This is a genomic window from Roseateles sp. GW821-FHT09B06 (genome assembly GCF_059418245.1).
In genome coordinates, this window is the sequence record NZ_JBWKPM010000043.1 from 1 (window position 1) to 17032 (window position 17032).

Consider the following 17032-nt stretch of genomic DNA (forward strand, 5'->3'; position numbering starts at 1 on the left):
GACAAGACCATGATGGTGTTCGGCGACGCGAAGAAGGTCGTCGAGGACATGCTCAAGGCGGTCGAATAATCCTCTGAGGCGACCGGACCGGCGCGCGAGCTCAGGCTGCGCCGGCGCGCAGCACGCAATGGGTGCCGGCGCTCATGTTCATCGTCGGCACGCATTGGTTGCAATGGGTGCAGGGGCTGCGGTAGCCGGGGTCGCGGCGCAGCCGCTCGGGCATCCGCGCGTCGTAGAGCAGGGCCCGGCCGACGCAGACGAGGTCGAAGCCGTCGCGCATCAGCAGCTCGACATCGTCGGCCGAGGTCACGCCGCCCAGATAGGCCAAGGGCACGGACACGGCGTCGCGCACGCGCAGGGCCTGCTCGCGAAAATACAGGGGCTCGAAGGGCAGTTCGGGGAAGCTGGCCTTGCCGCCGGCCTGCATGGCCAGCCGCATCAGCGGGTTCCTCTCGGTCGCGATCAGGCCGGGCAGGGGGCTGGCGCCGCGAAACAGATGCATCGGCGTGCGCGTCACGAGGCCGCCGCTCATCACGATCGCGTCGATGCCGCCGGCCTCGAGCAGACGCGCACAGCGCACCGCGTCTTCGATCTGCAGCCCACCGTCGAGGCCGTCGGTGAGGTTGATCTTGGCCAGCAGCGGCACCTCGCCGCCGACCGCCTCGCGCACGGCGGCCAGCACCTGCAGCGGGAAGCGCATGCGGTTTTCCAGGCTGCCGCCATAGGCGTCGCTGCGGCGGTTGATGGCCGGGCTGATGAACTGGCTCAGCAGATAGCCATGCCCCATATGGATCTCGAAGGCGTCGAAGCCGGCCGCGCGCAGCAGGCGCGCGGCGCGGGCATAGTCGGCCGCCGTGCGCGCCATGTCGGCCTGGTTCATCGCGCCCTTGAACGGCAGGCCGGACAACAGGCCGTACTCGTTGATGCCGCCGCTGGGGCCGAGCGGCCGGCGCTGGTTCACCGGCCTGGCGCGCGAGAAGCCGCCGCAATGGGCCAGTTGCCCGGAGACCAGGCCGCCCTCGGCATGCACGCCGGCGGCGAGCGCGGCGAGCGCCGGCAGGCCGGCCTCGTGCACATGCATCTGGTCCTCGAAGGTGCGGGCATCGGGCGAGACGCCGCAGTAGGCCACGGTCGTCAGCGCGGTACCGCCGGCCGCGACCGCGCGGTGGAAGCGTGCCAGCTCCGCGCCCGGCAGCCCGCCGGGCGTGCGGCCCTCGAAGGTGGCGGTCTTGACGAAGCGGTTGCGCAGCGTCCGAGCGGCCGGCCGGGTCGGTTCGAAGGCGCGGGTCAACAGTCCTGGAGGCGTCATGGTGGAGCGGAGCTTGGGGGAGGGGATCCGGGCGGGCGGCCGCTGGATGTATGTAATAAGAAGGGGCGCACGCGGCGCCCCTTGTTCCTGCACGGCAGCGTCGGCCGGGGGCTTACTTGCCTTCCGAGCGCGCGTACTCGGGGGTGAACATCTCGGCCGTCAGGCCGCCCGCGCCGTTGTAGAGCGGCTGCTTCTGCTGCTCGTTGATCAGCCGGTCGGCCATATAGGCGCCGGAGATCAGGTCGTGGTAGAGCGTCACGCGCGCGCCCACGACCTCGGCGTCGTAGAGATAGGTCGTGCCGACCAGATTGACGCGCCACAGCTGGCCATGGGCATCGTAGTTGTCCGCCATCACCGGCTGCCAGGTGTCCTCGTCGAGATAGAGCACGCGCTTCGCATACTGATGCCGGAAGCCCTGCTTCAAGCTCGCCTCGACCACCCATACCCGGTGCATCTCGAAGCGCAGGTACTCCGGGTTCAGATGGTTGGGCTTGAGCAGCTCGGCGTACTTGAGCTTGCTGTCGTCGAGCCGGTAGTTGTTGTAGGGAATCAGCATCTCGCGCTTGCCGGCCAGCTTCCAGTCGTAGCGCTCGGGCGAGCCGTTGAAGAGCCGGTCGTCGTCGATGGTGCGGAAGCCGCCGGGGCCGAAGGGCATGTCGAAGCCGAAGGCCGGCAACTGCCGCACGCGGCGGGTGCCCGGGCTGTACTGCCAGGCCTGGCGCGGGCCGGTCTTGAAGTTGTAGGTATCGGTGCTGACGATGACCTCGCCCTTGTTGCGCTCGGGCAGCAGCGTCGTGACGTTGGCGCGCGCCGAGACCCCTTCGGTCTCCTTGGACGCCTTCGGATCGGCGGCCGGGTTCAGGATCAGGTAGAAGTTGCGGCCCCACGCGATGTTGCCGTTGGGGTAGACCACGGCCTGGTCATAGGTGGCCTTTTCCTGCGACACGCGCGGCGGGTAGGTGAGGTTGAGCAGCAGCTCGTCGCCCGACTTCGGGATCGGGAAGGGCACGCCGCCGCGCACGCCCTTGACGCCGAAGGCGCCGTCGACCGTCTCGGCCGTCGTCGCGTTCTCCCTGGTGCGGGCGCAGACCCAGTCGGCCCCCCGGAAGTCGCGATGGCTCGGGTAGACCTGGAGATTGAAGCTCTGGGGGTATTTCTGCAGCAGGGCCTTCGCGCCGTCGGAGAGCTTGCCCGCGTGCTGCGCCATGTTCTGGGCGTTCACGACATACAGCGGCTTCTCGCCGGCATAGGGGTCGGCATAGCCGCTGCCCGGGCCCTTGAAATCCACATGTGGCGGCTTGCCCAGCCACTTGCCGGTCCACTCGGGCACGCTGCCGTCCTTGCTGGCGGCCTTCTCGGCGCCGGTGCAGGTCAGATCCTTGCCGAGGCGTTCGGCTTCGGCGGCCGGCACCTTGGCCCAGGCCGCGTGCGCAGCCAGCGCGAGCAGCGCGGCCGTCGGCCATGCGAGGCGATGCGTAGTCTTGATCATTTGTCTCTCTCCAGCGAACGGGTTCAGAAGCTGTACTTGACGTTGAAGGCAAGGTAGTCGCGGTCGGCCAGCGGACGGTCGACCGGGTTGGCCTTGCCGAGGAAGGCGGCATAGCTGAAGGCCAACTCCAGATTGCCGAGGTACTTGAAGTTGGCGCCGAGGCTCAGGCGCTTGTCTCCCTTGCCGACCAGGCTGCCGAAGGCGCCGGCCACGGCGGGGCGGCCGCTGAGGATCTGGGCATAGCTCAGGGGCACGTCGAGGTCCCAGCCGTCGAAGACGTTGGGGTAGCTTGGCGTCACCGACAGCTGCAGCGCCGACGCGTTGCGGGTGTTGCTCAGCCGGCTCGTGCCGATGCCGAAGACGCTGGCCGAGCGCACCTTGTTGATATGCAGATAGGCGAGCTCGCCGACGAAGGTGGTGCTGCCCTTCACGAGTGCGTTGGGCGAGGCGATGTAGAGGAAATTGATCTGGGCCTGGGTGGCGTCGGCCCGGGTGGCAACCGGCCCGGCCACGCTGTCGACCAGCACGGGCACGCGCTGCTTGTGGCTGATCTCGCCGGCAATGCTGGCGTCGCCAAGGCGGGTCGCGATGCTGGCGCCGGTCAGCTTGATGCCGTCCAGGTACTGGGTGTTGTAGCCGACCGGCAGCGGCATGCCGCTGGAGAAGTCGTAGCTGGTCACGACGCTGGGGGTCTTGTCGTGGTAGCGCAGATGGTAGAGGCCCACCTCGGTATCCTGGCCCAGGAAGGCGCGCGCGCCAAGACCCCATTGGCCCTGATCGCTCGGCCTGAGGGCCGGGCCGGCGGGGATGTTGAAGCCCGGCGCCGCGATGATGTACTGGGCGCCCGGGCCGACGACATCGGCGTAGGACATGAAGCTGCCCGGCGGCGTCAGTTCGGTCGGCTTGTACTGGAACTGGTAGTAGCCCAGCAGCGTCAGGGTCGGATTGAGCTTCCACTGGCCGGAGAACTGCTGCACCGGCAGCAGGATGTCCTTGACCTCGATGCCGGGCAGCGAGGCCTTGGTCGCATCGGCGGGCGACTGGGCGCCGGCGATATTGGGGAAAAACAGGCTCTCGCCCCATTGCACGACCTGGCTGCCCAGGCGCAGGCTCAGGCGCTGCTGCTCGCCGAAGTCGAAGTTGCCATAGGCATAGGCGTCGAGAAAGCGTGCCCGGCCACCCATCCGGCTGCGGGCCTCGCGGGTGAACTGCTGGTGGTCGCCGGCCTTGTTGATCGTGGCCGGCGAATCGTTGTCGTTGCTGCGGCGGTAGACGTCGTCGTAGAAGCCGGTGACGCGGGTGAAGAAGCCGATGTCGCCGCGCTTGATGTTGAGCTCGCCGAGCGCGCTCAGGCGGTTGCTCGTCAGATGGCCCTTCCTGAAGTTGCGGTCGCCGTCGTCCGCATTGGCCGTCGACGGCACGCCGAAGGCGGTCAGCGGGCCGTTGATGAGCGCCGGGTCCGGGTCTTTGGCGCGCACCTGCAGGCCGTAGTTCAGCGTCAGCGTGTAGTCGATGCTGATGTCGCCGCCGAGCTTGGCGCCGCCGGACTTGGGCTTGGCGACGTCCATCTGGGTCGCGTCCGCGGCGCCGGCGTCCTGGCCGGCGGCCCAGGCCGGCAAGGCCAGCAGGCTCACCGCGGCGGCCAGAATCGTGCGTTGGCTGCCCGGCACCTTTGCCCGCATACGCGGCGAGAGCTCCTTCAGGGTCATGGTTGGTCCTTGGTTGTGATGAGGGAGTGATTGCGCGAGAGGATTCTTTGGTTCGGGCGGGAGTGCGGCATCGACTGAACGGACTAGAGCGGGGCCCGCATCGGCTCGGGGTCTACCCTTGCTCGGCGGCCCAGAGATCGGGCAGGCCGGGATCGGTCGTCGCGATGAACTTCTGCAGCAGGGTCTTGAGCACGGCGCCGTCGCCATAGCCGATGCGGCCGAGGGCATCGGACTCCATCGCCTTCGCCGCGGCGAGCAGTTGCAGCGAACGGCGCCGGCCGGCGTTGGCGAGGTGGTAGAGCGGGTCGCCGTCGCTGCCGCGGCGCTCCAGCCAGCCGGCGTCGGCGAGGCCGTCGAGCAGCGCCTGGCTGCCCAGGTCCAGCGTGTAGGCGATCGCGGCGTCGACCTGCCGCGCGCTGACGCCGTCCTTCACGGTGAGCGCGGCCAGCACATACCACTGTTCGTCGGACAGGCCCTGCGCCCGCACCTTCTCGCGCAGGCCCTGATAGAACTGGAAATGGGCGCGGCCCAGCAGGTAGCCGAGGAAGTCGTCGGCGAAGCTGCCGGCCAGGCGCGCGCTGCGGGCCGGTGGCAACGAGGGGTCCTTCTGCATCGCCAGCGCATAGCGGCCGGCATGGAAGACCAGCGGCGGCCGCTCGCTGCGGTCGAAGGCGATGACCTCGCCGACGAAGATGATGTGGTCGCCGCCCTCGTAGCGAAACAAGGTCTTGCACTGGAAGCGCGCGGCGCAATCCTGCAGCAGCGGCAGGCCATGTTCGTTGGCGTCGAGTTCGAGCGCCGCGAACTTGTCCGCCCCGGCCTTGGCGAAGCGGTTCGACAGCGGCTCCTGATCGGCCGACAGCACATGCACCGCCCAATGCTCGCTGGCCACGAAGGCCGGCAGGCTGAGCGACTTCTTGGCCAGGCTCCACAGCACCATCGGTGGGTCCAGCGAGACCGAATTGAAGCTGTTGGCCGTCAGGCCCACCGGCGTGCCGTCGGGCGCGCGCGCGGTGATGACGGTGACGCCGGTGGCGAAGGAGCCCAGCGCGGTGCGGAATTCCTTGGGGTCGAGGGCGGGGCGGGAAGACATGGTGCGGGGCTCCGGCAGTGCGCGTTCAGCATGGCATCGACCCCGCCCCGCGCCATCGTCCTCGCGGACTATCCCCGGCCTCAACCCGGCCTTAACCCGGCCTTAACCCGGCCTTAACCCGAACGGACGATGCCGGAGCCCTCGGCCGCTAGACAGAATCGCCTACAGAAAGCGCTTGCTGCCTCCGGCGGCGCGCAGGCATCAGCAAGGAATTCACTATGCCGCTCGATCCTCAGGCCCAGGCCATCGCCGACGGCCTTGCCCGGTTCTTCGCCCCGGACTTCTCGGTGCTGACCGCGGCCGACTACCGCGCCATGCTGGCGGCCGTCCCCGCACCGCAGAGCCTAGACGACCCGCTGGCCGGTGTCGAGGAGGGCAGCCTGCAGGGGGCGAACGGCCCGCTGGCGATGCGCATCTACCGTCCGCTGACCGGCGGTCCGGCACCGCTGACGGTGTTCTTCCACGGCGGCGGCTTCATCAGCGGCGGGCTCGACACGCACGACAACCTCTGCCGCGGCCTGGCCGCGCGCGCCGCGACGCTGGTGGTGTCGGTGGCCTACCGGCTGGCGCCCGAGCATCCCTTCCCGGCCGCGGCCGAGGACGCCGTGGCGGCGCTGCAGTGGTTGCGCGCGCATGGCGAGGCGCTGGGCGCCGACATGTCGCGCATCGCCGTGGCGGGCGACAGCGCGGGCGGCAACCTGGCCGCGGTGGCGGCGCAGCAACTGCGGCTGCCCGAGATCCGCCACCAGCTGCTGTTCTATCCGGTGACCGACAGCGCCTGCGACACCGCCTCGCACCGGACGCTGGCCAAGGCGCCGCTGTTGAGCTCGGAAATGATGCGCTGGTTCTGGCGCCATTACCTGCCGGATGCGCAGGCCGGCCTCGACCCGCGCGCGTCGCCGCTGCGGCAGACGGGGCTGCGCGGCCTGCCCCCGGCCACCGTGATCTGCGCCGAATACGACCCGCTGCGCGACGAGGGCGAGGCCTATGCTCTGGCACTGGCGCAGGCCGGCGTGGCGGTGACGCTGCGACGCTGGCCCGGCGTGTTCCACGGCTTCGCCAGCCTGCTGGTGCCGCTGGATGCGGCGCGCGAGGCGCTGGACTTCGCGGCCGCGAATCTGCGCCAGGCATTCGGAAACGAAACCTATCAACCCTCTGAAGCGGGAGCGACACCATGAACGAGATGAACGGCAAGGTGGCCCTGATCACCGGTGCGGCCACCGGCATCGGCCGCGCGGCGGCCGAATTGTTTGCCCGTGAAGGCGCCAGGCTCGTGCTGGCCGACTACAACGCCCCGCAGGGCGAGCAGCTGGCCGCGCAGCTGCGCGCGGCCGGCGGCGAGGCGGTCTTCGTCGAAACCAATGTCGCGAAGGCCGAGGACTGCGAACGCGCGGTGCAGGTCGCGGTCGAGAAGTTCGGCCGTCTCGACGCCGCCTTCAACAACGCCGGCATCAGCGACGGCCCGCTGCCGCCGGGGCTGATCGACTATCCGCTCGAACTCTGGGACCGCATCATCGCCGTCAACCTGTCCGGCGTCTTCTACTGCATGCGCTACGAGATCCGCGCGATGCTGGCGAGCGGCGGCGGTGCCATCGTCAACACCTCGTCGCTGGCCGGCCAGATCGCCTTCGGCGGCATTCCGGGCTATGTGGCGAGCAAGCATGGCGTCGTCGGGCTGACGAAGACGGCGGCCGTCGAGTACGGCGCCCAGGGCATCCGCTGCAATGCGGTGGCGCCGGGCTTCATCAACACGCCGATGACCCAGCAGGTCTTCGCCGCCCAGCAGTTCCAGGCCGCGATGCCGATGGCCGTGCCCCAGGGCCGCGTGGCCGAGCCGGGCGAGGTGGCCGAGGCCGCGCTGTGGCTGTGCAGTGCGCGCTCGTCCTATGTCAACGGCGCCTTCCTGGCGGTGGACGGCGGCTTCCTGTCGCAGTGAGTCTCGCCGCGCCTATCCCAGCCACCAAGCCACCAAGCCCTTGAGACGGCGGAACCCCTGCAAGGCACCGTCTGGTGCCGGCTCGATGAGGATCTGAAACAACCATGTATAAGCTGGTCGGATTGGCTGTCTCGGTGCTGGTTGCACTGGCCGCCTGGTTTTCCTTCTCGCCCCGGCCGAAGCCGGAGTTCCCGGCCACGCAGGTCTCGGCGCAGCGCCTGCTGATCAACGGGGTGGCCCTGGCCGGATCGAGCGTGCTCGCGGTCGGCGAGCAGGGGCACATCCTGAAGTCGGACAACGGCGGTGCGGACTGGCGCGAGGTCTCCATCGGGAAGCAGCGCGGCTCCACCCTGACGGCCCTGCACTTCATCGACGCCACGACCGGCATCGCCGTCGGCCACGATGGCTGGATCCTGCACAGCAGGGACGGCGGTACCCGCTGGGAGGAGGCGGCCTTCGACGGCGAGCGCTCCGAGCCGCTGCTCGGCGTTGGCGGCGGCGGTCGCGGCGGCCCGCTGATTGCCGTGGGTGCCTTCGGGCGCCTGCTGCGTTCCGCGGACCGCGGCGCGAGCTGGAGCCAGGTCGCGATGCCGCAGGCCGACGAGCGCCACCTCAACGCGGTCGCCGCGGCCGGCGAGCGCGTGCTGGTGGCGGGCGAGGCCGGCACGCTGCTGCGCTCGTCCGATGGCGGCGCCACCTGGATCAAACTGCCCGAGATCTACAACGGCTCCTATTTCGGCGTCATCAGCCTGACGCCGGACGAGTGGATCGTCTACGGCATGCGCGGCCGGCTGTTCCGCACGCGCGACTTCGGCGCGAGCTGGGAGCGCGTCGCGCTGCCGCTGGAGGCGACGCTGTTCGGCGGCGCGCTCGCGCCCGATGGCCGCATCGTGCTGGTCGGCGCGGGCGGCGTGATCCTCGCCTCCGAGGACCGCGGCGCGCACTTCCGCATCGTCAAGGCGGGCGGGCGCCTCAGCCTCGATGCGGCCGCCTTCGCCGGCGACGGCCGGCTCATCGTCGGCGGCGAGAGCGGCGTCCGCACGGAAACGCTGGGCGCCCCGCAGGCCGGTGCCGCACCCGGGAATTGAAGAGAAAGCCCCATGCAAACCAAGATCGCCCGATTCGTCGACCGCTGCGCCGACCTGCTGATCGCCAACCGCCGCCTGCTGCTGGTGCTCTTCCTGGGTCTGACCCTGGCCCTCGGCTACACCGCGACGCGGCTGCGCCTGGACCCGGGTTTCACGAAGATGATCCCGGTCAACCACCCCTACATGAGGACCTTCATCGAGTACGCCAACACCTTCACCGGTGCCAACCGCGTGCTCGTGAACGTGCGCTGGAAGGGCGAGGGCGACATCTACAACAAGGACTTCCTCGACGCGCTGCGCAAGGCCACCGACGAGGTCTTCTTCATCCCCGGCGTGTCGCGCAGCCGCGTGCAATCGCTGTTCACGCCCAATGTGCGCTACATCGAGGTGACCGAGCAGGGCTTCATCGGCGACTCGGTCGTGCCGGCGAAGTTCGACGGTTCCCAGGAGGCGCTGGACACGGTGCGCAGCAATGTGCAGCGCTCGGGCCAGATCGGCGACCTGGTGGCCAACGACCTGAAGGGCGCGATGGTGCGGGCCGACCTGCTCGACGTCGATCCGCAGACCGGCAAGCCGCTGGACTATGCCGAGCTCTCCGCCAAGCTCGAAGCGGTGCGCGCCAGGCTTGCGAGCGACAAGGTCGAGGTCAACGTGATCGGCTTCGCCAAGGTCGTCGGCGACGTCATCGAGGGCCTGGGCACCGTGATCGCCTTCTTCGCGATCGCCTTCCTGATCACGGCGGCGCTGCTGTACTGGTATTCGCGCTCGGCCAAGCTCACCGTCGTCGCGCTGCTCGTCGCGCTGCTGCCGGTGGTGTGGCTGCTCGGGCTGCTGCCGCTGCTGGGCCTGGGCATCGACCCGATGTCGGTGCTGGTGCCCTTCCTGATCTTCTCGATCGGCGTCTCGCACGCCGTGCAGATGACGAATGCCTGGAAGCAGGACAAGCTGGCCGGCGCGAGCTCCGTCGACGCCTCGCACGCGGCCTTCCGCAAGCTCTTCGTCCCCGGGGCCGTCGCGCTGCTGACCAATGCGCTGGGCTTCGCCGTCATCATGCACATCGACATCCCCATCGTGCACGAGCTCGGCATCACCGCCTGCCTGGGCGTGCTGCTGATGATCGTCACGAACAAGATGATGCTGCCCATCGTGCTGTCGCACCTGAGGCTGGAGCCGGCGGCGTCGCGGGCCGGCGGCTTCGACGAGACGACCCGCCACCCGCTGTGGTGGGCCGTGTCGGCCTGCGCCGAGCGCCGCGTCGCGCTCGCCGTCTTCGCGGTGTCGCTGGCCCTGCTCGCGGTGGGCAGCATCGAGTCGCGCCGGCTCAAGACCGGCGACATCGGCAGCGGTGCGCCCGAGCTGCGCGAGACCTCGCGCTACAACCGCGACAACGCGCAGATCGGCCGCAGCTACAACGTCGGCGTCGACGTGCTGAGCGTCATCGTCGAGGCCAAGGACTTCGAGGGCGATGCCTGCCTGCGCTACCCGGTGATGAACGCCATCGAGCGCTTCGAGCTGTACATGCGCGGCGTGGCCGGCGTGCACTCGGTGGTCAGCGTGACGACGGGCGCGCGCGTGGCCATCGCGGCCAACAACGAGGGCAGCCCGCGCTGGGAGGCGCTGCAGCGCAGCGCGCAGGCCCTGAGCCAGGGCGCGGCCGGCTTCAACCCCGACGACGGACTCAACACCGACGGCTGCAAGGCCATCCAGGTGCTGGTGTTCACGAAGAACCACGAGGGCACGACCATCGCCCATATCGTGCAGGAGATCCGCCGCTGGGTGGATGCCAACCCGACCGAGGGCGTCGGCTTCCGGCTGGCCGGTGGCAACGTCGGCGTGATGGCGGCCACCAACGAGGCCGTGGAGCATGCCGAGGTGACGATGCTGGTGTCCATCTTCGGCGCCATCGCGCTGCTGTGCCTCGTCACCTTCCGCTCCTGGACGGCGGCGCTGTGCATCATCGTGCCGCTGGCCATCGTGTCCATCCTGTGCAATGCGGTGATGGCCGCGCTGGGCATCGGGCTCAAGGTGGCGACGCTGCCGGTGGTCGCGCTCGGCGTCGGCGTCGGCGTGGACTACGGCATCTACCTGTTCGAGCGCATCCAGCACCATATGCACGAGGACGGCGAGGACTTCCGCACCGCCTTCTACCGCGCGATGTGCGAGCGCGGCACGGCGGCCGTCTTCACGGCGCTGACGATGTCGATCGGCGTCGCGACCTGGGCCTTCTCGGCGCTCAAGTTCCAGGCCGACATGGGGCTGCTGCTGGCCTTCATGTTCCTGGTCAATATGTTCGGCGCGATCCTGCTGCTGCCGGCGCTGGGCGCCTGGTTCAACAAGGCCAGGGCCGGCTGACGCCGGCCCACGGGCCCCGGGGCCGCAACTCAGCCCAGCTGCACGACGCTGTTGAGCACCAGCCGCACCAGCTCGGTCTGACGCGTCACGCCCATCTTCGAGAAGATCGACCGGAGATGGGCGCGCGCCGTGTTGCGGCGGATGTTGAGCTGCTCGGAGGCCTCGTCGAGCGTCAGCCCGTTGGCCAGCAGCATCGCGAGCGAGGCCTCCGCATGGGTCAGCTCGAACAGGCGGCGGATCACGTCGATCGAACGTGTCGCCTGGCGCTCGGGGTCGCGCAGGAAGATCGCGACCTTGGGGCGGTGCCATGCGTCCGACCACTCGCTCGCGGGGATCACGCGCACCAGCACGCTGAGCTTGCCGCGCCCCGAGGGGCGCGTGATCGAGACGGCCTCGACGACGCTCGGCTCCTTGGGCAGGCTGCCCGACAGCGCTGCGGTGGTGAGCCGCTGCAGCAGCGCGTTCTCCTCGCCGTAGTCCGCCTTCAACGCGCCGCCGATCAGCCGGATGCCGTCCTTCTCGTCGAGAATGACCTGGGCTTCGCTGTTGATCGACAGCAGCTGCCCCCGCTCATCCAGGGTCACCGTGCCGACCTGCATGCGCTCGACGGTGCCGACCAGCATGCGCCGCTCGATGTCGATCTGCTCCATGTGGGTGCACAGCAGCACCGATTGCTTCAGGTGCGGCAGGATCAGCTGGCACAGCGCCTTCTCGCGCGGACCGAAGGGCGGCTGCCCATGCGCGCGCGTCGCGCGCAGGCGGCAGTCCTCGCCCTCCTGCGAGGGCGACAGGTTCAGGCCGAGCACATGCTGGATGTCCAGCGGCTTCAGGTATTCGCGGTAGATCACGCTGTCCAGCCAGGAGCGCTCGCCGAGGACCTCGGCCGCCACGACGACCTTGTCGTGCGGCAGCGTCACAAAGGGGTCGAACTCGTAGAAGCGCGAGTTGTAGAGGTCGATGCTGCGCGTCTCGGACGCGCCGGCGACGACCATCACGCTGGGGCGCTCGGGTGCCGCAGGCCTGAGGATCAGCGTCGTGAAGGACGCGTCCAGATGGCTTTTCAGCTCCTCCAGGAAGTCCTTCCAGGGCGGCGACTCGAGCGGGCCGTGGTAAATGCTCGCCACGAGACGGTTGAACCCGTCCAGGGACACGACTTCGGCATCGGGATCGGGTACGGCAGAGCTCATGGTCAACGAGGCAAAGAGGGCAGGAGAAGACGGCCCGCTGCCTGCCGAGCCACGCCCCATGATAAGGCGGCCTTGCACATTTGCGGGGCGGGATTGCCCGCCGTTGCAGCCTGCTAGTCCATGCGGACGATGAGCGCCGATCGGCGGCTGCCGAGAATGCCCCGGAGGCCGGCGTGCGGCGCCTGCAGGGGGTTTCGATGGACTTGGACTACACCGAAGGACAGCGTGCGCTGCGCGGGGAAATACGCGAATGGTTGGCCGCCCATCTGCCGCGCCAGCCGCTGGCGAGCTACGACACCCAGGAGGGCTTCGCGCAGCACCGCGCCTGGGAGCGCACGCTGCACGCCGGCCGCTGGAGCTGTCCGACCTGGCCGCGCGAACTCGGCGGCCGGGGCTGCGACCTGATCGACTGGCTGATCTTCGAGGAAGAGTACTGGGCCGCGGGCTCACCCGGCCGCGTCAACCAGAACGGCGTGGTCGCGCTGGGCCCGGTGCTGATGGAATTCGGCAGCGCGGAGCAGCAGCGCCGCTTCCTGCCCCGCATCGCCTCGGGCGACGAGATCTGGGCGCAGGGATGGTCCGAGCCCGGCGCCGGCTCCGACATGGCGGCGATACGCTGCACGGCCGAGCGCGACGGTGACGGCTATGTGCTCAACGGGCGCAAGAGCTGGGTCGCGCGCGCGGCCTGGGCCGACTGGCTGTTCGGACTGTTCCGCACCGAGATCGGCTCGCAGCGCCATTTCGGCCTGAGCGTGATGCTGGTGCCGCTGGATGCGCCGGGGGTCAGCGTGCGTCCGATCCGCCAGCTCAACGGGCTGACGGGCATGGCCGACGTGATCTTCGACCAGGTCCGCGTGCCGGTCGCCCAGCGCCTCGGCGCCGAAGGGGCGGGCTGGCATGTCTCGAATTCGATCTCGGGCCTGGAGCGCGGGCTGATGCTGCGCGCCCCGGCGCGCTTCCAGGAGACGGCGCGCGCGCTGGTCGAGCTGTACCGGCGCCATGGCGACGGGGGCGATCCGGCGCTGGGCGATGCGGTCGTCGAATGCTGGATGCAGGCCCGCGCCTACGCGCTCACCACCTACCGCAGCGCCAGCCGGCTGATGAAGGGCGTGCCGATCGGCGCCGACGCCAGCGCCAACAAGATCTTCTGGTCCGAACTCGACCTGCGCATGCACGAGACCGGGCTGCGCATTCTCGGCGAGCGCGCCGAGCTCCTGCCCGCGGCGCCCGATGCCGGCGATGTCGGCGCCTGGCTGGACGGCTTCCTGTTCGCCCAGGCCGGTCCGATCTATGCCGGCACCAACGAGATCCAGCGCGACATCGTTGCCGAGCGACTGCTCGGCATGCCGCGGTGAAAAGGAGGGAGCGATGGATTTCACCTTCAGCGAAGCACAGCTCGCCGCGCGGCGCGAGGTTCGTCGCGTGCTGATGACCGAGGTGTCGCCGGAGCGCCTGCGCGAGCTCTGGGACAGCGAGGGCGGCCTCGCGGGCGGGCTCTGGCCCCTGCTGACCCGGCTCGGCCTGACGGCGCTGTCGGTGCCCAAGGCCCATGGCGGTCACGGCGGCGGCGATCTCGACTGGGTGCTGATGGCGCAGGAGGCCGGCTACTACGCCTTGCCCGTTTCGCTGCTGGATACGGCATGGATCGGCGTCGCGCTGCTGGCGTCCCTGCCCGACAGCGCGCCGGCCCGGCATTGGCTGCCGCGCATCGCGTGCGGGCAGGCGCGGCTGGCGCTCGGCCCCCCGGGGCAGCCCCTGGTCGTCGAGGCCGAGGGGGCCGACCTGCTGCTGCTGCACCACCGCGGCGAGCTGCATGCGCTGCCCGGCGACCGGGCGCGCCTGAGCCGCAACCCCGGCGTCGATCCGACGCGGCGGCTCTATCGTGTCGACTGGCAGCCCGGCGCCGCCACCCGGGTGGCCGCTGCCGATGTCGCCGGCCCGCTGTGGGCGAGCGCGCTCGATCGCGGCGCGCTCGCCGTCGCGGCCCAATGCTCGGGCCTGGCGATGCGCATGCTCGACCTGGCCATCGACCACGCCGCACAGCGCCGGCAGTTCGGCCGCCCCGTCGGTGCGTTCCAGGCCATCAAGCACCAGCTGGCCGATGTCGCGGTGCAGATCGAGTTCGGCAAGCCGGTGATGTTTCACGCCGCCCATGCGCTCCAGCATGGGGATCCGCGGACGGCGCTCCATGTCTCGCATGCCCGTCTGGCGCTGGCCGATGCCGCGCGGCTGGCGGCGCGGCGCGGCCTGCAGGTGCATGGCGCGACCGGCTATACCTGGGACGGCGATCTGCAGATCTTCATGAAGCGGGCCTGGGCCCTCGACGCCGCCTGGGGCACGCGGCATTTCCACAAGGCGCGCGTCGCCGCCGCCCTGCTCGGCGAGGGCGCCGAGATCGGCGCTCGCCACACCTTCGCGGGCCCGGTGCCGCCATCCGGCCAGCCGGCCCGCGAGTCCTCTCCACAGCCATGAACTTCACCCTGACCGACGACCAGCTGATGATCCGCGACGCCGCGGAAACCTTTCTTGCCGAGACCAGCGGCAGCGCCGCCGTGCGTGCCGCGATGGCCGGCGCCGGCGGCTTCGACCCCGCGCTTTGGGCGCGCGTCGGGGCCGAGCTGGGCTGGTGCGCCACCTCGATCCCCGAGGCCCATGGCGGGCTGGGGCTGGGCATGGTCGAGCTGGCGCTGCTGTTCGAGCAGATGGGCCGCCGCCAGGCCTGCCTGCCCTTCTTCTCGACCGTGGCGCTGGCCGCCACCGCCCTGTGCGAGGCCGGCAGCGACGCGGCGCGGCAGCGCTGGCTGCCGCGCATCGCCGAGGGCGGCCTGCGCGCGACGCTGGCGCTGGCGAGCCAGGGGGTGCAATGGGATGCGCGGGCCTGCGGCGCCACCGCCACGCGCGACGCCGACGGGGGCTGGCGGCTCGACGGTCGCTTTGCCCATGTGCCCGACGGCGCGACGGCCGAGCTGCTGCTTGTTGCGGCCCGCGTCGGCGAATCCACGGCGCCCTTCGGCCTGTTCGCCGTGCCGGCCGATGCGGCCGGCCTGAGCCGCGCGCCTCTCGAGACCTGGGACGCCACGCGGCGCCTGGCCGGCATCGAGCTGGGCGCGCTGCGGCTCGACGCCGCGGCTCGCGTCGACGCGGCCGGGCTGGCGAGCGAGTCCTTCGAGCGCATCGAGGCCCTGGCGGCGCTGCTGCTCGCCGCCGAGCAGCTCGGCGGCGCCCAGCAATGCCTGGACCTCAGCCTGGCCTACACCGGCGAGCGCGTGCAGTTCGGTCAGCCGGTCGCGTCCTTCCAGGCCGTCAAGCATCGCTGCGCCGAGATGATGGTGCGCATCGAGGCAACGCGCTCGGGCGTCTATGGCGCGGCGGCGCTGGCCGATGCCGGGCCGGCGACGCGCGAGCTCGTGATGGAGGCGGGCGCCGTCAAGGCGCAGGCGAGCGAGGCCTTCTTCCACTGCGCCCAGGAGGCGATCCAGCTGCACGGCGGGGTCGGCTTCACCTGGGAATACGACCCGCATCTGTATTTCAAGCGCGCCCAGGCCGGCAGCCGCTGGCTGGGCACCCCCGAGCAATGGCGCGAGCGCGTCGCCCGCGCACTGCTCGACGCCAACGACGAACATTGATCATGCGACTGGATTTCACCCCCGAAGACGAAGCCTTCCGCGCCGAGGTGGCGCAATGGATGGGCGAGCATCTGCGCGGCCGCTATGCGGCCATCAAGGACCGCGGCGGCCCCGGCGACGACGAGGCCTATCCGGCGCTGCGCAAGGAATGGGAGCGCGAGCTCGCCGCCGCGCGCTGGACCTGCGTCGGCTGGCCCGAGGCCTGGGGCGGGCGCGGCCTGTCGATCGAGCGCCAGCTGATCTTCCACGAGGAATACGCGCGCGCCGGCGGCCCGGGGCGCATGGGCCATATCGGCGAGGGCCTGATCGGGCCGACCTTGATCGCCCTCGGCAGCGAGGCGCAGCAGCGGCGCTTCCTGCCCGGCATCGCGGCCGGCACCGAGTACTGGTGCCAGGGCTATTCGGAACCCTCGGCGGGCTCGGACCTGGCCAATGTGCAGACGCGCGCGCAGCGCGATCCGGCCGGCGAATGGATACTGCATGGGCAGAAGGTCTGGACCTCCTGGGCGCTGGAGTCGCAGTGGATCTTCGTGCTGGCGCGCAGCGAGCCGGGCTCCCGGGGCCACAAGGGGCTGAGCTTCCTGCTGGTGCCGCTGGACCAGCCCGGCATCGAGATCCGCCCGATCCGGCAGGTCACCGGCGGGGCCGAGTTCAACGAGGTGTTCTTCGACGGCGCGCGCGCCGCCGCCGAGCATATCGTCGGCCGTCCCGGCGAGGGCTGGGCCGTGGCGATGGCCTTGCTGGGCTTCGAGCGCGGCGTCTCGACGCTGGGCCAGCAGATGCATTTCACCGGCGAGCTCGAGCTGGTGGTGGCGGCCGCCAAGGCCAACGGCGCGGCGCGCGATCCGCAGCTGCGCGCGCGCATCGCCCAGGCCTGGGCCGGCCTGCGCGTGATGCGCTACAACGCGCTGCGCATGCTCTCCGGCGCGCAGGACGGCCGGCTGCGCCCGGAGGCGATGATCTACAAGTACTACTGGTCCAACTGGCACCGCGACCTGGGCAAGCTGGCGCTGGACGTGCTGGGCGTCGACGGCGACGTGCGCGATGCCGATGACCTCGCGCGCACGCGGCTGCAGCAGATGGCGCTGTACTCGCGCGCCGACACCATCTACGCGGGCACCAACGAGATCCAGCTGAACCTGATCGCCGAGCGCGCGCTGGGCATGCCCAAGGCCGCGCGGCCGGCCGCGATCTGAGGGGCGCGCGCCGCCGCGCTAAGCCGTTCGGACGATGCCGCCGCCCG

13 protein-coding genes are annotated in these 17032 nt (G+C 70.3%); 8 read left to right on the top strand and 5 right to left on the bottom strand.

What is annotated here, in order from left to right:
* Positions 1 to 100: 100 nt before the first annotated feature.
* The 4 genes from AC07OQ_RS23300 to AC07OQ_RS23315 all read right to left on the bottom strand — a co-directional run bounded on the left by AC07OQ_RS23300 (position 101) and on the right by AC07OQ_RS23315 (position 5600).
* Positions 101 to 1309 carry an NADH:flavin oxidoreductase gene (locus AC07OQ_RS23300; protein WP_495055531.1) on the bottom strand — a complete coding sequence of 403 codons (1209 nt, stop codon included), beginning with the start codon at positions 1307 to 1309 and terminating at the stop codon, positions 101 to 103.
* Positions 1310 to 1421: 112 nt separating this feature from the next.
* Positions 1422 to 2798, bottom strand: coding sequence for a DUF1329 domain-containing protein (locus AC07OQ_RS23305; RefSeq protein ID WP_495055532.1), 1377 nt, complete (start codon positions 2796 to 2798; stop codon positions 1422 to 1424).
* Positions 2799 to 2821: 23 nt separating this feature from the next.
* Entirely contained in the window at positions 2822 to 4507 is a 1686-nt protein-coding gene (locus AC07OQ_RS23310) for a DUF1302 domain-containing protein (RefSeq protein ID WP_495055533.1), read from the bottom strand.
* Positions 4508 to 4619: 112 nt separating this feature from the next.
* Positions 4620 to 5600 (bottom strand): flavin reductase, encoded by a 981-nt coding sequence (locus tag AC07OQ_RS23315; RefSeq protein WP_495055534.1) that lies wholly within the window; start codon positions 5598 to 5600, stop codon positions 4620 to 4622.
* 218 nt (positions 5601 to 5818) lie between these two features.
* Here AC07OQ_RS23315 and lipP1 point away from each other — a divergent pair, with 218 nt between their 5' ends.
* The 4 genes from lipP1 to AC07OQ_RS23335 all read left to right on the top strand — a co-directional run bounded on the left by lipP1 (position 5819) and on the right by AC07OQ_RS23335 (position 10976).
* The gene (lipP1, locus tag AC07OQ_RS23320; protein WP_495055535.1) at positions 5819 to 6778 is read left to right on the top strand and encodes a LipP1 family hormone-sensitive lipase; all 960 of its coding nucleotides are present in this window, start codon (positions 5819 to 5821) and stop codon (positions 6776 to 6778) included.
* Positions 6775 to 7536: an SDR family NAD(P)-dependent oxidoreductase gene (locus AC07OQ_RS23325; protein ID WP_495055536.1), complete on the top strand. Its 762-nt coding sequence runs from the start codon at positions 6775 to 6777 to the stop codon at positions 7534 to 7536. Before lipP1 ends, AC07OQ_RS23325 begins: the two co-directional genes overlap by 4 nt.
* A gap of 104 nt (positions 7537 to 7640) precedes the next feature.
* Entirely contained in the window at positions 7641 to 8624 is a 984-nt protein-coding gene (locus tag AC07OQ_RS23330; protein WP_495055537.1) for a YCF48-related protein, read from the top strand.
* Between the two features lie 12 nt (positions 8625 to 8636).
* A complete protein-coding gene (locus AC07OQ_RS23335; protein WP_495055538.1) occupies positions 8637 to 10976 on the top strand; it encodes an efflux RND transporter permease subunit in 2340 nt (779 codons plus the stop codon).
* A 29-nt stretch (positions 10977 to 11005) separates the two neighbouring features.
* On the opposite strand, the gene AC07OQ_RS23340 is transcribed toward AC07OQ_RS23335, so the two are convergent.
* Positions 11006 to 12163: a helix-turn-helix transcriptional regulator gene (locus tag AC07OQ_RS23340; RefSeq protein WP_495055539.1), complete on the bottom strand. Its 1158-nt coding sequence runs from the start codon at positions 12161 to 12163 to the stop codon at positions 11006 to 11008.
* A gap of 197 nt (positions 12164 to 12360) precedes the next feature.
* Here AC07OQ_RS23340 and AC07OQ_RS23345 point away from each other — a divergent pair, with 197 nt between their 5' ends.
* From AC07OQ_RS23345 to AC07OQ_RS23360, 4 genes are read left to right on the top strand one after another with little or no spacing between them, the layout of a single operon-like run.
* Positions 12361 to 13518: an acyl-CoA dehydrogenase family protein gene (locus AC07OQ_RS23345; protein ID WP_495055540.1), complete on the top strand. Its 1158-nt coding sequence runs from the start codon at positions 12361 to 12363 to the stop codon at positions 13516 to 13518.
* A 13-nt stretch (positions 13519 to 13531) separates the two neighbouring features.
* Positions 13532 to 14635: an acyl-CoA dehydrogenase family protein gene (locus tag AC07OQ_RS23350; protein WP_495055541.1), complete on the top strand. Its 1104-nt coding sequence runs from the start codon at positions 13532 to 13534 to the stop codon at positions 14633 to 14635.
* Positions 14632 to 15789 carry an acyl-CoA dehydrogenase family protein gene (locus tag AC07OQ_RS23355; protein ID WP_495055542.1) on the top strand — a complete coding sequence of 386 codons (1158 nt, stop codon included), beginning with the start codon at positions 14632 to 14634 and terminating at the stop codon, positions 15787 to 15789. Before AC07OQ_RS23350 ends, AC07OQ_RS23355 begins: the two co-directional genes overlap by 4 nt.
* 2 nt (positions 15790 to 15791) lie before the next feature.
* Positions 15792 to 16985, top strand: coding sequence for an acyl-CoA dehydrogenase family protein (locus AC07OQ_RS23360; protein ID WP_495055543.1), 1194 nt, complete (start codon positions 15792 to 15794; stop codon positions 16983 to 16985).
* Positions 16986 to 17032 lie beyond the last annotated feature (47 nt).

Excerpts from the sequence above, each read along its gene's own strand:
- AC07OQ_RS23300 (WP_495055531.1), bottom strand. The coding sequence starts at position 1,309 with ATGACGCCTCCAGGACTGTTGACCCGCGCCTTCGAACCGACCCGGCCG.
- AC07OQ_RS23305 (WP_495055532.1), bottom strand. The coding sequence starts at position 2,798 with ATGATCAAGACTACGCATCGCCTCGCATGGCCGACGGCCGCGCTGCTC.
- AC07OQ_RS23310 (WP_495055533.1), bottom strand. The coding sequence starts at position 4,507 with ATGACCCTGAAGGAGCTCTCGCCGCGTATGCGGGCAAAGGTGCCGGGC.
- AC07OQ_RS23315 (WP_495055534.1), bottom strand. The coding sequence starts at position 5,600 with ATGTCTTCCCGCCCCGCCCTCGACCCCAAGGAATTCCGCACCGCGCTG.
- lipP1 (WP_495055535.1), top strand. The coding sequence starts at position 5,819 with ATGCCGCTCGATCCTCAGGCCCAGGCCATCGCCGACGGCCTTGCCCGG.
- AC07OQ_RS23325 (WP_495055536.1), top strand. The coding sequence starts at position 6,775 with ATGAACGAGATGAACGGCAAGGTGGCCCTGATCACCGGTGCGGCCACC.
- AC07OQ_RS23330 (WP_495055537.1), top strand. The coding sequence starts at position 7,641 with ATGTATAAGCTGGTCGGATTGGCTGTCTCGGTGCTGGTTGCACTGGCC.
- AC07OQ_RS23335 (WP_495055538.1), top strand. The coding sequence starts at position 8,637 with ATGCAAACCAAGATCGCCCGATTCGTCGACCGCTGCGCCGACCTGCTG.
- AC07OQ_RS23340 (WP_495055539.1), bottom strand. The coding sequence starts at position 12,163 with ATGAGCTCTGCCGTACCCGATCCCGATGCCGAAGTCGTGTCCCTGGAC.
- AC07OQ_RS23345 (WP_495055540.1), top strand. The coding sequence starts at position 12,361 with ATGGACTTGGACTACACCGAAGGACAGCGTGCGCTGCGCGGGGAAATA.
- AC07OQ_RS23350 (WP_495055541.1), top strand. The coding sequence starts at position 13,532 with ATGGATTTCACCTTCAGCGAAGCACAGCTCGCCGCGCGGCGCGAGGTT.
- AC07OQ_RS23355 (WP_495055542.1), top strand. The coding sequence starts at position 14,632 with ATGAACTTCACCCTGACCGACGACCAGCTGATGATCCGCGACGCCGCG.
- AC07OQ_RS23360 (WP_495055543.1), top strand. The coding sequence starts at position 15,792 with ATGCGACTGGATTTCACCCCCGAAGACGAAGCCTTCCGCGCCGAGGTG.